We start from the raw sequence: 12,556 nt of genomic DNA, 5'->3' as shown, positions 1-12,556 counted from the left end.
TTCCAGGGGACCGGAATTCAATGAGGTGAGAAAATGATTGAATCCATCAATGAATACCTGGCGGCCATTTATCATCTTAATAAAGCACAGTATGCATTACTTGTGGTGGCTCTCATGTCGGTGGTGGGCGTTTCGGTAGGGCTATTTACAGAAATTATACTAAGGACGTTGGGGATCAAAGGGGAACAATAAGTGGAGAGGGGGGCACAGCCATGCTGCACTTGCCCATTGCCAATGCCGATGTAAACGGTTGGGCTTTGTTAATGATTGGCTTTTTTGTCGGCATCCTGGGAGGATTTTTCGGGATCGGGGGGGCCTTCATAGTCACCCCTGCCCTCAATATATTTGGCTTTCCCATGGCCTTTGCCATTGGTACGGATATTGCTCATATTTTTGGCAAGTCTATTGTGGCCACTTTTAAACACGCGCTGCTTCGCCATGTGGATTTTAAATTGGGTTTGATTATGGGCTTGCTGGGTATGTATGGTGTTTCCCTGGGCAAGCAATCCATTCTGTATCTTGAGAAGATCGGGCAGGTGGGACCCACCGTAAGAATCATTTATATTGTTCTCCTGTTTGCTGTGGGAATTTTTATGATTAAGGATTATTACCATTACTCACGGTTAAATGAAGAGCAAAAGGTAAATGTCGAAAAAGATAAATCAAAACTGGTCAACTGGGTACAGGGATTAAGGATGGGTCCTTATATAAGTTTTCCAATCTCCAATGTGAAGGCCATTTCCATTTGGGTGATCGTGTTCCTGAGCGTTTTCAGCGGGTTCATCTCCGGTTTTCTGGGGGTAGGCGGCGGATTTGTCCGGGTTCCCATTTTAATTTATTTTCTGGGACTTCCCACCGTCATGGCTGTGGGAACCGACCTGTTTGCCATTCTCATCACCAATTCCTGGGGCGCTTATATTTATGCTCTGGCAGGCAAGGTAGAGATCATTGGCGCCCTGGTGATGCTGGTGGGCGCCGCCGTAGGAGCCCAAATCGGATCGGTGGCTACGGCCTATATCAAGGGTATGAAAATACGCCTTTATTTTGGCATTACATTATTGCTGGCCGGTGCGGCGGTTCTCCTTAAACAACTGCTTTTACCCACCCTGGCCGGTTATCTGATGCTTGGTTCTGCAGCGGTTCTGAGCGGCATTATCATTTACATGTTAATCACGTCTGTGCGGGCCCGGGCCGGGCTGACCGACCCGGCGGATCATACGCAACTGAGTAAATAAAAAGGGGACATACAAAACCCCCCCGCCACAGCAGGTGGTTTTTGTATGGATAATTTTTAGTGCCCGTCGCTTTCATTGCTCAACCTGGCCTTTTCCAGCAGACGGAAGAAGATACTAAGGATCATGGCCACCACGGTTGCCAGACCCATGCCCCGCAGACTGACGGCACCCAGCTGAATTTGGGCGCCGCTGACGCCGATGATCAGAACCACAGAGGTTAGAATCAAATTGGTTGCTTTGCTGTAATCCACTTTGGCTTCCACCAGCATACGAATACCGGAAGCGGCGATGACGCCGAACAGCAACAGGGAAACGCCGCCCATGACCGGCGTGGGAATGCTTTGGATGGCTGCAGAAAGTTTGCCCACAAAGGAGAGAACTATGGCGATGATGGCGGCCCCGCCAATGACCCAGGTGCTGTAGACCTTGGTAATGGCCATGACACCGATGTTTTCGCCGTAGGTGGTGTTGGGGGTGGAACCAAAGAAACCGGATAATAAGGTTGACAAACCGTTGCCCAGCAGTGAGCGGTGTAAGCCGGGTTCTTTGGCTAAATCCCGGCCCACTATGTTGCTGGTAACAAACAGGTGCCCGACATGTTCGGCAATGACCACCAGAGCTGCCGGAATGATAATCATAATAGCGTCTAAATTAAAGGTCGGGCTATAGAAGGTCGGTTTGGCAAACAAGGGGGCTTTGGCAATGGCTTCTGTGCTGACAAGGCCCATGAAGACAGAAAGGAGATAGCCGGAAACCACTCCTACCAGGATGGGAATAATGGCGAGAAAACCACGAAAAATTACAGAGCCCAGGACGGTAACGCCAAGGGTAAACAGGGATACGGTAATTACTTTGGGGTCAGCCACATAGGGTTTGCCGGCTTCCGCCGCCAGGCCGGCCATCTGGGCGGCCACAGGGGCCAGTTCCAGACCGATCACCGCTACAATGGCGCCCATCGCTGCCGGCGGAAAGACCACATCAATCCATTTGGTTCCCACCGCACCGATCATTAATGCCACAGCCGAGAAGATAACACCTACTACAATAAAGCCTCCCAGCGCGGCGCTGTAGTCATACTTGCCCAGGACTACAAATACAGGCGATAGGAAGGCAAAGCTGGAACCTAAGTAGGCGGGTATACGGCCTTTGCATATAAACAGGTACAATAATGTGCCGATACCGTTAAACAACAAGACAGTGGCGGGATCCACCTTAAATAAAATCGGTACCAGTACGGTGGCCCCAAACATGGCAAATAAGTGCTGCAGGCTGAGGGGCAGGGTTTGCATCAGGGGCAGCCTTTCTTCCACTTGAATCTCTCGTTTAACCATCATCATTCCTCCCTGAAAATAGCATAAAATGTAAAAAGCTCCTTACAGAGTCCTGTAAGGAGCGCATTACCATAAGGATACAATTATCCTATATCCTACGCCGCTACCTTATTAGTCTCTCTGTACTAATTTAAAGGTGCCTTATATCCTATGAAATTATCCATTGTCTTAGAGTAAGTATAACCTGTCCCCGGCATCTCCGCAACCCGGGGAAATATATCCAATATTGTTAAGAATTGGGTCAACCACCGCAGCTATCACTTTTACCCGGGGGAACTTGCTGCCAATCTGTCCCAGCCCCTCATTAACGGCAAAGGCGCAAATGACTTTCACCTTGGCGGGATCGGCTCCGGACTCTGCTAAAACTTCCAGGGTCTTGACGCAGCTGTTGCCGGTGGCCAGCATGGGGTCCAAAACAAAAATCTGTTCAAAATCCGCCAGGTTTTTGGGGAGACTGTTGACGTAGAGTTTGGCTTTAAGGGTTTCATGATCCCGTGACATACCGATATGAGCAACTTTGGCCTTTGGCAAGAGAGTGAGAAAGCTGTCCACCAGGCCCAAACCGGCTCTCAGGATAGGAACCAGCAAAATTTTATCATCCTGAAGAACAGTAACGGGAGTTTCAACTTCCATCGGTGTGGTTACCCTGGATTCAGTGACGGGTGCATCTTTGGTCGCTTCAACGGCCAGTAAATATCCCAAACGGGTCATGGCGGCCCGAAAGACAGCAATATCGCTTTCTTTATTTCTGAGTAATTGAAGCTGTTCATCCACCAGGGGATGACGAAGAACGGTTACTGATTCCATGACCAGACTGCCTCCTTTATAATTCCGGCAGTTCCATACGCAGTGTGTAAGACTCGATAGGAGTTGCCAGATGAATTCCAAATACCCAAAGTTCGATATAAAATAACAAATTCCTCTTTTTTTCTACCTGAAAATTTCTTGAGAGGAAAACCTGAGGTCATGAGAGGACTCTTCGTGTACACCGGAAGTAATACGTATTTTATGCAGCAGGAAAGAATGAACGAATTGCAAAGTAATAAACAATAGGTGGGAAAATTTTCTTCCCACCTCTAACCTTTTGCTCCTCGCGTCTCAAGTTAGTTCCAGTGGTTCCTTGCTCAATAAGTGATCCCACTTGTTGGGAAGAAAACCGACAACGATGTGCCCGTTCACATCAAGGGTAGGAGTATCCAGGCCGCCGGTTTTATTGATTAATTCCCCGCGGGCGCCATGATCCCGGGTGCTTTTTAACTCATAGTTGATTCCCTTGTTCTCAAGGTATTTCTTTGCCTCATCACATGCAGTTTTGTTCCATGGGGATACAAAAAGTGTTACGTGATAGTCGCCCATAACAATACCTCCTTTATGCTAAAACTAGTGTACCCATTAGATAGGAAAAACTTCACTTGTAAATAGGACATTGGTCCTATAGAAAAACAGAAAAATTTTCCGCATAATAAAAATAAAGTATTATTTTGTAGTTTATGGGAATATATTCAGTTGATTCGAAAGGAGATTTTAGTTTGTCTAAAGGATTCGTGGACAAGTTTCTCAATTTTATAGGTTTCGAAGAAGTGGAAGAAGAAAGCGAAAAGACGCCTGAACTGTCTTCGTCCAGAGAGATTAAAAACAGCAAAAATCAAACTCGCACTGAATTATCAGCGGTACCTGCAGCCCGGCAAACCAAAATTGTTTCCACCCAGCCCAGAACCTTTACCGATGTACAGGTGGTGGCAGAACACTTAAAGGGCGGCCAGCCGGTTATCGTGAATCTTTCCCAGGTTCATCCGGAAGAGGCCCAGCGTATTCTGGATTACGCCAGCGGTGTGGCCTTTGCTTTAAACGGTTCGGCCAAGAAGGTTAACGCAGAGATTTTTTTATTTGTTCCCAGCGGAGTGGATATTGTCGGTGCGGGTGATATAAGGACCTTTAGTCAGATCGTTGAACCGGTGGAAGAGAAAGTAAAGACCCGCTGGTTTAAATCCGAAACTGCTTAATCGTCCTAAAAGATAAGGGTCGCAGGGAGGTTATCCCCAACGACCCTTTTTATTTTCCTTCACAGGCCAGAGGTTATTTGCATCAAAGTTGTGCAGCGAAGTTAAAAATTTCTGGCGGATATCCGGGTACTGTTGAGCCAGATTGTCGATAAGGCTTTTGATTTCTTCCCGTTTTGTCTTTTTGTTCGCCGGGCAAGGGTTCTGGATGACGGGGATGTCTTCCAGCGGCAGCAATTGCTGTACCTGAGACTCGGTAACATAAACAAAGGGCCTGATCAAAGTCAGGTTTGTGCGGTCCAGATAGGTCTTGGGAGAGAAAGTTTTCATCATGCCGTTAAAAATTAAGCTCATCAAAAATGTTTCCACCACATCATCCAGGTGGTGCGCTAGGGCTACCTTGTTGAAGCCCAGTTCCAGGGCCGTGTTGTGAAGGGCGCCTCTGCGCAGATTGGCGCACAGGGCACAGGGATTGGTCTCCTTTCTGATGTCAAAAAGAATGGCTCCAATACCTGTGGGTTTAATGGTTAAAGGAACCTCCAGCCTCCGGCAGAATTCTTTTAACGGGTCCAAATTTGCCCCCAATCCCATATCCAAGTGAACGGCATGCAGCTCAAAGGGAACCTTTTTTAAATACCTGCGGCGGTACATGTTAAGACAAAACAACAAAGAATTGCTGTCTTTACCGCCGGAAACCCCTACGACCACCTTATCACCGGGATCAATCAGGGAAAAATGAGTGATGGCTCTGGTAACATGGGTTAACATTGTCTTTTGCAAAATTTTGCTCATGGGCATGTCTCCTGCTGTAAAATCTCTTAGATAATGCACTGTAAATTTTGTCCGGATCTGCGCGTACATAATATATTATTTATGTTTTACCCTTTATTTGTCCAGTGAAACATTTTACCTGGTATAGTAAATGTTCTTTGCGGTCAAATTAAGTGTTAAGGGGGGTAAAAACATGGCGAAATATATGAGTGATGCCCTGAAGTACGAGCTTGCCCGGGAAATGGGCGTAGCGGACCGTATCCAAGGCAACGACTATGGTAACCTCACCTCGCGAGAGTGCGGTAACTTCGTTAAGCTGGCGATACAGAGGGCGGAACGCAGCATGTTGTAACTTCCCCGGCGCTGGTCCACGTTTGTGGGCCAGTTTTTCTGTGAACTTGGGAGCAGGTATTCTGCACACATTCCATCAGTACCTGCGAAAGGCTTCTTTATATAAAAAAACCAAAAACATAAAGAAAAATAATAACATTTAAGGTGCAAGAATGTTCATGCCGGGGCCTTGTGAAAAAAAGCACTTTACCAAAATTATAAAAGGAGGTATACTCTCTGTATACAGGATGCAGGGGGGTGCCGAATGATAGGCAGAGAGTATGAGCAGTACCTTCAATCATATGCCAACGCTCAGCAACATAGTTTTCATTTCCGTTTTTGGTTAGTCGTAACGGGTGTTGGTTTTGTTCTCCCGTTGGTTGGATTTCTCTTGAAAGGCTAGTTAAGGGGAGCAACCCGTTACGCCGTCCTTATGCATGAAGGATGATAAATCTCATAAAAGAAGGGGTCAGGCAGATTGATCAGCCTGGCCCCTTCTTTTTCTGGAGTGGAACCTTCCGGATTTTTTAGCAGTGGGCTTAAAATCAATCTTTTAAAAAACAGTAATTCCAGCTCCTAAATATTTCATTTTCACAGCCGCACTATTGTCATGCGGACGACCGCTTTGGATTTCGCCAGCGAAATTAGTTTTAGCGAAAAAAGACGTTTTTTTTCACCAGGGACAAAGGGAAATGAATTGCGAAGAATTCCTGCGGCAGTTAATAAAGCCTTAAAAATCAAGGTGCGCAAAATTTGTCGATTATTCTTAATTAAGCCAAATAAAGTAAGAGCGAGAAAATTATTGAACGACAGCGAATGGCAAAATAAAATGAACCAGGACCCATTTTATAACAAAATATGGGTTCTAGTCCATACCTTTGAAGGTTTGTTCCAACTATAGCCTGTGATAAACTTAACTAAAGTAAAATCGAAAACAAGGAGGGGTGGACCTGTGTATATTATAACCGAAGGAGGCCCCAGGGCGCTAGACCTAAATTTCACAAAAGTGGTTAGTGAACGTAGTGGACAGGAAATTGAGGCCTGTTACCAATGCCAGAAATGTGCCTCCGGGTGCCCCATTGCTGAATACGGAGATATGGATACCAATCAAGTGCTCCGTATGATTCAGTTTGGATTAAAGGATGAAGTTCTCAAGAGCAAAGCTATCTGGATTTGTGTAGGCTGTGAAACATGCGGCGCCCGTTGTCCCAATGGCATACGCATTGCCGCCGTGATGGATACCTTGCGAGAAATGGCCATTGAAGAAGGAGTTACTCCAGCGGAAAAGGATATTTATTTATTCCACCAGTGCTTCTTGGATTCTGTAAAATCTCACGGCAGAGTTCATGAAGGTACCATGCTGATGAGATACAAACTGAAAAGTGGTCATTTAATGGATGACGTGGGTGTGGGTTTAAAAATGTTCTTAAAAGGAAAGCTTGCCCTGTTCCCGCATAGTGTTCCCAGTAAGACAGAAGTTCGCCGCATCTTTGACTGGGCTAAGAAAAAGTAGAGTGTAAATATTGCCAATGGGTTTCTGCGGAAGGTAGGGGATAAACAGATGAAACTGGCTTATTATCCGGGGTGTTCCCTGGAGGCGACAGCCAAAGAATTTGACAGCTCGGTACGGGCTGTCAGCAAAGCGCTGGATGTGGAATTGGTAGAAATCCCGGAATGGACCTGCTGTGGGGCCACCTCCGCCCACGCCACCAATCACAGCCTGTCAGTGGGTCTGCCTGCTCTAACTATTAAGCAAATACAGAAGATGGGGCTTGACTGTGTAGTACCCTGCTCGGCCTGTTTCAACCGCCTAAAAACAGCGGAGTATAACATGATCCATGATGCCGGGATCCGGCAGGAAATGGAAGAACTGTTGAATTTTAAATTTGACGGACAACCCAGGGTATACGACCTGTTAGCATACTTTGTGGAAAAAATCGGATTGCCCACCATTAGCAAAAAGGTTCAGAAACCTTTGAAAAATCTAAAGGTGGCTTGTTACTATGGTTGTTTGTCCGTTCGTCCCAGGGAAATAACCGGCATCGACAGCGCCGAAAACCCCATGCAACTGGATAAGCTGATGAAAGCTCTGGGGGCTACGCCGGTTAACTGGTCCTATAAAGTGGAGTGCTGCGGTGCTGGCCATTCGGTAGCCAAGGCGGCCATGGTGACCAATTTGTCAGGAAGAATCCTGGCCAAGGCTCGTGCAGCAGGGGCTGATGCGGTGGTGAACTCCTGTCCGCTGTGCCAAACCAACCTGGAGATGCGTCGTTCCCCGGGAGAGGATTTGCCGGTCTTTTACTTTACTGAGTTAATGGGATTGGCCTTGGGACTGCCGGAAACCCGCGACTGGTGGAGCAAGCACCTGGTGGATCCCAGTAAACTGGCAGATTCTGTACAGGCTGGGGCAACTTCGTAAAGGGATGGAGGTTAACGTAAATGAGCAACGTCCAAACCGATAAGAAACTAACCGGTGCGGCGATGGTTGTGGGCGGCGGCATCTCCGGTATGCAATCCGCCCTTGACCTGGCTGAATCCGGTTTTAAAGTTTATTTATTGGAGGAACAACCTGCCATTGGGGGCACCATGGCCCGGTTGGACAAAACCTTTCCCACCAACGACTGTGCCATGTGTATTATGTCACCCAAACTGGTTGATACCGGCCGGCATAAAAATATTGAAATCATTACCGGTGCCAAGGTCAAAGCAGTAACCGGTGAACCGGGCAATTTTAAGGTGACGGTACAGCAAAAGGCCCGGTACATCGATATTGCTAAGTGTACCGGCTGCGGTGATTGCGCCCGGGTTTGTCCTGTTGAACTGCCCAACGAATTTAATGGTGGCATTGATACCCGTAAAGCCACCTACAAACTGTATGCTCAGGCTACACCAAACGCCTTTGCCATAGACAAGCGAGGGGTTGCTCCCTGTAGAGCTGCCTGCCCGGCGGGCATTAATGTACAGGGTTATGTGCAGTTAATTAAATCCGGCAAATACATTGATGCCTGGAAAATGATCTATCAGGAAATGCCCTTCCCGGCCATTTGCGGCCGCATTTGTGCCCATCCCTGCCAAACCGCCTGCAACCGGGGCAAGGTGGATGAACCCATCCAAATTGCTACCCTTAAGAGATTTGCTGCTGATCATGCTTATCAAAAAGATATCAATGAATTACCCTTGCCGCAAAAAGAAACTGAACGGGATGAAAAGGTAGCGGTGATCGGTTCCGGTCCAGCCGGTTTATCCTGTGCTTATTTCCTGGCTTTAAAGGGATACAAAGTGACAATATTTGAAGCGCTGCCGGTTACCGGTGGCATGATGCGGGTAGGTATACCGGAATACCGGCTGCCCAAAAAATGGGTTGACCTGGAAATCGATTTAATTAAGCGCCTGGGTGTGGAAATCAAGGTAAATACCGCCCTAGGTAAAGACATTACCATTGACGGCTTATTTAAAGACGGTTATCGAGCCATCTTCCTGGGAGTTGGCGCCCAGAAGGGATTCAACCTGCGGGTGCCGGGCAGCGATTTGGATGGCGTAATTACTGCCGTAGAGATGCTGCGCAAAGTAGGACTGGGTGAAAAAGTTTCCGTAGGGAAAAAGGTTGCCATCATCGGAGGCGGGAACGTGGCCATGGATGCCGCCCGTGTATCCCGCCGGCTGGGTGCCGAAGTCCATGTTTTTTCCCTGGAATCCGAGGGGAAATTACCTGCCAGTTCGGAAGAAATCCATGAAGCCTTAGAGGAAGGTATTATTTTCCACTATGCCCAGAGCGTACAAGAAATTAAAGCAAGTAAGGGCAAGGTCAGCGGCCTGGTAACCGCCAATGTACTCAGCGTCTTTGATGAACAAGGTCGTTTTGCACCCCGTTGTGGCGATGTTATTACCCAATGGGATGGCTTTGACGGGGTAGTGGTGGCCATCGGGCAAACGCCTGATCTATCCTTTGTCGGTGACAAACCCTTAACCAATCAGCAGGGCAACCGTATTGCGGCAGACCCGGATACCCTGGCCACCAACGTGCCGGGCATATTTGCCGGTGGTGATGCATTCACCGGCCCGGCCCTGTTGATTGATGCAGTGGGTGCCGGTAAACGAGCCGCTGAAAGTATTCATCGTTACATTCAAGGAGAGGATCTCAAAACCGGTCGTCAATTTAAAGTGCCCCAAGAAAAAATAGCGCCTATTCCACGGCAAGTGGAATCCTATACCAAGCAGCCCCGAGTGATGCAGGCTTATGCGCCGGCCGAGCGGAGATCCACCAATACCGAAGAGGTTTGCCTGGGTTTCACACCGGAACAAGCTCAAGAAGAAGCAGCCCGCTGTCTAAATTGTGCCATTTGTTCCGAATGCCTGCAGTGTGTGGATGCCTGCCTGCCCAAGGCCATCGACCACAGCATGCAAGACCGGGAGTTTGACATCGAAGTAGGGGCATTAATTATGAATCCCGGCTTTAAACCCTACGATCCGTCAGAATTGCAACTATATGGTTATGGTAAATTGCCCAATGTGGTTACCAGTATCCAGTTTGAACGGATTCTATCCGCCAGTGGTCCCTTCGCCGGACATATGGTACGTCCTTCGGATCATAAAGAACCCACCAAGATTGCCTGGATCCAATGCGTTGGTTCCCGTAACGAACGGATCGGTAAAGGTTACTGCTCCTCGGTATGCTGTATGTATGCCATTAAGCAGGCCATTATTGCCAAGGAACATAGCCACGATCCTCTAGAAGCAAAATTGTTCTATATGGATATGCGGACCCCCGGTAAAGACTTTGAACGTTATCTGAACCGGGCCAAGGAAGAGCATGGTATTCAGTTTATTCGCTCTCGTATTTACGGTATTGATCCTGCCCGGGACGGCAGTGATGATGTATTAATTCGTTACGCCGACGAAGATGGCAACCTTTACCACGAAACCTTTGATATGGTTGTTCTGTCAGTAGGTTTGTCGGCTCCCGAGGGGGCCAGGGAACTGGGCCAAGCCGCTGGCATCGAGCTGGACCAATACGGTTTCTGCCGTACGGGTACTTTTACGCCGGGTTGTAGTTCCAGAGAAGGTATTTACGTCAGTGGTGCCTTTGGCGAACCCAAGGATATTCCCGAAACGGCAGTGGATGCCAGTGCGGCAGCCGCCATGGTTTCCCGTTTGCTGGCGCCGGCCCGCGGCACCATGACAGCTGTGCAGGAATTCCCGCCGGAAAAGGATGTTACCAACCAACTGCCCAGAATAGGGGTATTCGTCTGTAACTGTGGTATTAACATCGGCAGTGTGGTAAAAGTGTCGGAAGTAGCGGAATTTGCCAAAACACTGCCGGGAGTAGTTCATACCGAAGAATTCCTGTTCACTTGTTCCCAGGACAACATTATTAAGATTAAAGAACGGATTCAAGAACATAACCTCAACCGGCTGGTAGTAGCATCCTGCACCCCCAGAACCCATGCGCCGCTGTTCCAAAGCAGCATGCGGGAAGCCGGTTTGAACCCTTACCTTTATGAGCATGCCAACATCCGTGAGCAGTCCTCTTGGGTACACAGGGAACATCCCGAGGAAGCCACCGAAAAAGCCAAGGATCTGGTTAAAATGGCCGTATACAAGGTACGGTTATTAAAACCTGTACAAACCACCTTTATTGATGTCAACCAGCGGGTTCTGGTGGTAGGTGGTGGCGTCGCCGGCATGACCAATGCCCTGTCACTGGCAGAGCAGGGTTATGCCGTAACCCTGGTGGAGAAGACCGGCAGCTTGGGCGGCCGGGCCACCGAACTGCGTTACAGCCTGCAGGGTGAAGATATTCCGGCCTTTGTGGCTAAACTAAAAGCCGATGTGGCAGCCAACCAGTTAATTGATGTTGTTCTCAACGCCCAGGTGTCAGAGGTGTCCGGTTATCTGGGCAACTATAAAACCACTCTGGTACAGGACAGCGGCAACAAGCTGGAGGTAGAACACGGTGCGGTTGTCATTGCTACCGGCGCCGATGAAGTTGTACCGGACAGCTACCTCTATGGCAACAGCCCGGCGGTTATGACCCAGACCCAATTGGAGCAAAAATTAGCTGACCAGGGGTTGGGGGATGCCAGGACGGTTGTTATGATTAACTGCGTTGGTTCAAGGGAACCGGACAGACCGTACTGCAGTAGGGTTTGCTGTACCCAAGCTATTAAGAATGCGCTGAAGGTGAAAAAGCTGAATCCCGCTGCCCAGGTGGTAATCCTGTACCGTGACATTCGTACTTACGGCTTCAAGGAAGAATATTACACCGAGGCAAGGCGGCAGGGCGTTATCTTTATCCGCTACAGCGTCGATGATAAACCGCAAGTGGTTGCCAACGGCGACAAAGTAACCGTTACCGTTACCGATCATGTGTTGAAACAGCCCATTAAAATTGATGCCGACATTCTGGCCCTGGCCAACGGTATTAAACCCAGGCCGGATACCGAGACACTGAGCCAGATGTTTAAAGTTCCCTTAAATGCGGACGGTTTCTATCTGGAGGCTCACATGAAGTTAAGGCCGGTTGATTTTGCGGCAGACGGACTTTATCTCTGCGGTCTGGCCCACGGGCCCAAGACCATCAGTGAAACCATTGCCCAGGCCAATGCAGCATCCATCCGTGCGGTAACCTTGCTGTCCAAGGGAAGGTTGGAATCCCTGGGCATCACCGCCGAGGTGGACCTGGAACTCTGCAAGGGCTGCGGCATCTGTGTAAGCGCCTGTGCTTACGGTGCCAGGGTGTTGGACGAACGCAGGGGAGTTGCTTATGTACGGGAAGTGCTTTGTCAGGGCTGCGGTGCCTGCGTGGCAGCTTGCCCCAGCGGCGCTACCCAGCAGAAAGGATTCGCCAAAGATCAGCTGCTGGCCATGATGGATGCGGCTCTGTGATAGG

At 48.7% G+C, this 12,556-nt stretch carries 12 protein-coding genes; 8 read left to right on the top strand and 4 right to left on the bottom strand.

Annotated elements, in window-relative coordinates:
* The first annotated feature begins 33 nt into the window (after positions 1 to 33).
* Both BUB67_RS05280 and BUB67_RS05275 read left to right on the top strand, forming a co-directional pair.
* Entirely contained in the window at positions 34 to 192 is a 159-nt protein-coding gene (locus BUB67_RS05280; RefSeq protein WP_073236860.1) for an MFS transporter, read from the top strand.
* A gap of 20 nt (positions 193 to 212) precedes the next feature.
* Complete coding sequence (locus BUB67_RS05275; protein ID WP_073236857.1) at positions 213 to 1,235, top strand: sulfite exporter TauE/SafE family protein; 1,023 nt, start codon at positions 213 to 215, stop codon at positions 1,233 to 1,235.
* A gap of 56 nt (positions 1,236 to 1,291) precedes the next feature.
* On the opposite strand, the gene uraA is transcribed toward BUB67_RS05275, so the two are convergent.
* From uraA to BUB67_RS05260, 3 genes are all read right to left on the bottom strand, one after another.
* Positions 1,292 to 2,566, bottom strand: coding sequence for a uracil permease (uraA, locus tag BUB67_RS05270; protein ID WP_073236854.1), 1,275 nt, complete (start codon positions 2,564 to 2,566; stop codon positions 1,292 to 1,294).
* A 168-nt stretch (positions 2,567 to 2,734) separates the two neighbouring features.
* Positions 2,735 to 3,373 (bottom strand): uracil phosphoribosyltransferase, encoded by a 639-nt coding sequence (upp, locus tag BUB67_RS05265; protein ID WP_073236851.1) that lies wholly within the window; start codon positions 3,371 to 3,373, stop codon positions 2,735 to 2,737.
* Between the two features lie 291 nt (positions 3,374 to 3,664).
* Positions 3,665 to 3,922 carry a thioredoxin domain-containing protein gene (locus BUB67_RS05260; protein ID WP_073236848.1) on the bottom strand — a complete coding sequence of 86 codons (258 nt, stop codon included), beginning with the start codon at positions 3,920 to 3,922 and terminating at the stop codon, positions 3,665 to 3,667.
* Between the two features lie 173 nt (positions 3,923 to 4,095).
* Here BUB67_RS05260 and BUB67_RS05255 point away from each other — a divergent pair, with 173 nt between their 5' ends.
* Positions 4,096 to 4,569 carry a cell division protein SepF gene (locus tag BUB67_RS05255; protein WP_073236845.1) on the top strand — a complete coding sequence of 158 codons (474 nt, stop codon included), beginning with the start codon at positions 4,096 to 4,098 and terminating at the stop codon, positions 4,567 to 4,569.
* A 30-nt stretch (positions 4,570 to 4,599) separates the two neighbouring features.
* Here the strand turns inward: BUB67_RS05255 and BUB67_RS05250 are convergent, their stop codons facing one another.
* Positions 4,600 to 5,358, bottom strand: a complete 759-nt coding sequence (locus BUB67_RS05250) for a tRNA lysidine(34) synthetase (RefSeq protein ID WP_073236842.1) — start codon at positions 5,356 to 5,358, stop codon at positions 4,600 to 4,602.
* 172 nt (positions 5,359 to 5,530) lie between these two features.
* On the opposite strand from BUB67_RS05250, the gene BUB67_RS05245 reads away from it, so the two are divergent.
* The 5 genes from BUB67_RS05245 (at position 5,531) to BUB67_RS05225 (ending at position 12,552) form a co-directional block, all read left to right on the top strand.
* Positions 5,531 to 5,689: a small, acid-soluble spore protein, alpha/beta type gene (locus BUB67_RS05245; RefSeq protein WP_003543540.1), complete on the top strand. Its 159-nt coding sequence runs from the start codon at positions 5,531 to 5,533 to the stop codon at positions 5,687 to 5,689.
* A 603-nt stretch (positions 5,690 to 6,292) separates the two neighbouring features.
* A complete protein-coding gene (locus BUB67_RS05240; RefSeq protein WP_073236840.1) occupies positions 6,293 to 6,568 on the top strand; it encodes a hypothetical protein in 276 nt (91 codons plus the stop codon).
* Positions 6,569 to 6,619: 51 nt separating this feature from the next.
* Positions 6,620 to 7,180, top strand: coding sequence for a 4Fe-4S dicluster domain-containing protein (locus BUB67_RS05235; RefSeq protein ID WP_073236837.1), 561 nt, complete (start codon positions 6,620 to 6,622; stop codon positions 7,178 to 7,180).
* A 48-nt stretch (positions 7,181 to 7,228) separates the two neighbouring features.
* Positions 7,229 to 8,086, top strand: coding sequence for a CoB--CoM heterodisulfide reductase iron-sulfur subunit B family protein (locus BUB67_RS05230; protein ID WP_073236834.1), 858 nt, complete (start codon positions 7,229 to 7,231; stop codon positions 8,084 to 8,086).
* Positions 8,087 to 8,106: 20 nt separating this feature from the next.
* On the top strand, positions 8,107 to 12,552 hold the full coding sequence (locus BUB67_RS05225) for an FAD-dependent oxidoreductase (protein WP_073236831.1): 4,446 nt from the start codon (positions 8,107 to 8,109) through the stop codon (positions 12,550 to 12,552).
* Positions 12,553 to 12,556 lie beyond the last annotated feature (4 nt).

Source organism: Desulforamulus putei DSM 12395, from assembly GCF_900129195.1.
In the GTDB taxonomy this organism is placed as follows: Bacteria; Bacillota; Desulfotomaculia; order Desulfotomaculales; family Desulfotomaculaceae; genus Desulfotomaculum; species Desulfotomaculum putei.
This window is presented reverse-complemented; position numbering and strand designations above follow the sequence as displayed.

What these genes read in the sequence shown, in the direction of transcription:
- BUB67_RS05250 (WP_073236842.1), bottom strand. Translation starts at nt 5,358, where the DNA reads ATGAGCAAAATTTTGCAAAAGACAATGTTAACCCATGTTACCAGAGCC.
- BUB67_RS05245 (WP_003543540.1), top strand. Translation starts at nt 5,531, where the DNA reads ATGGCGAAATATATGAGTGATGCCCTGAAGTACGAGCTTGCCCGGGAA.
- BUB67_RS05275 (WP_073236857.1), top strand. Translation starts at nt 213, where the DNA reads ATGCTGCACTTGCCCATTGCCAATGCCGATGTAAACGGTTGGGCTTTG.
- upp (WP_073236851.1), bottom strand. Translation starts at nt 3,373, where the DNA reads ATGGAATCAGTAACCGTTCTTCGTCATCCCCTGGTGGATGAACAGCTT.
- BUB67_RS05225 (WP_073236831.1), top strand. Translation starts at nt 8,107, where the DNA reads ATGAGCAACGTCCAAACCGATAAGAAACTAACCGGTGCGGCGATGGTT.
- uraA (WP_073236854.1), bottom strand. Translation starts at nt 2,566, where the DNA reads ATGGTTAAACGAGAGATTCAAGTGGAAGAAAGGCTGCCCCTGATGCAA.
- BUB67_RS05280 (WP_073236860.1), top strand. Translation starts at nt 34, where the DNA reads ATGATTGAATCCATCAATGAATACCTGGCGGCCATTTATCATCTTAAT.
- BUB67_RS05260 (WP_073236848.1), bottom strand. Translation starts at nt 3,922, where the DNA reads ATGGGCGACTATCACGTAACACTTTTTGTATCCCCATGGAACAAAACT.
- BUB67_RS05230 (WP_073236834.1), top strand. Translation starts at nt 7,229, where the DNA reads ATGAAACTGGCTTATTATCCGGGGTGTTCCCTGGAGGCGACAGCCAAA.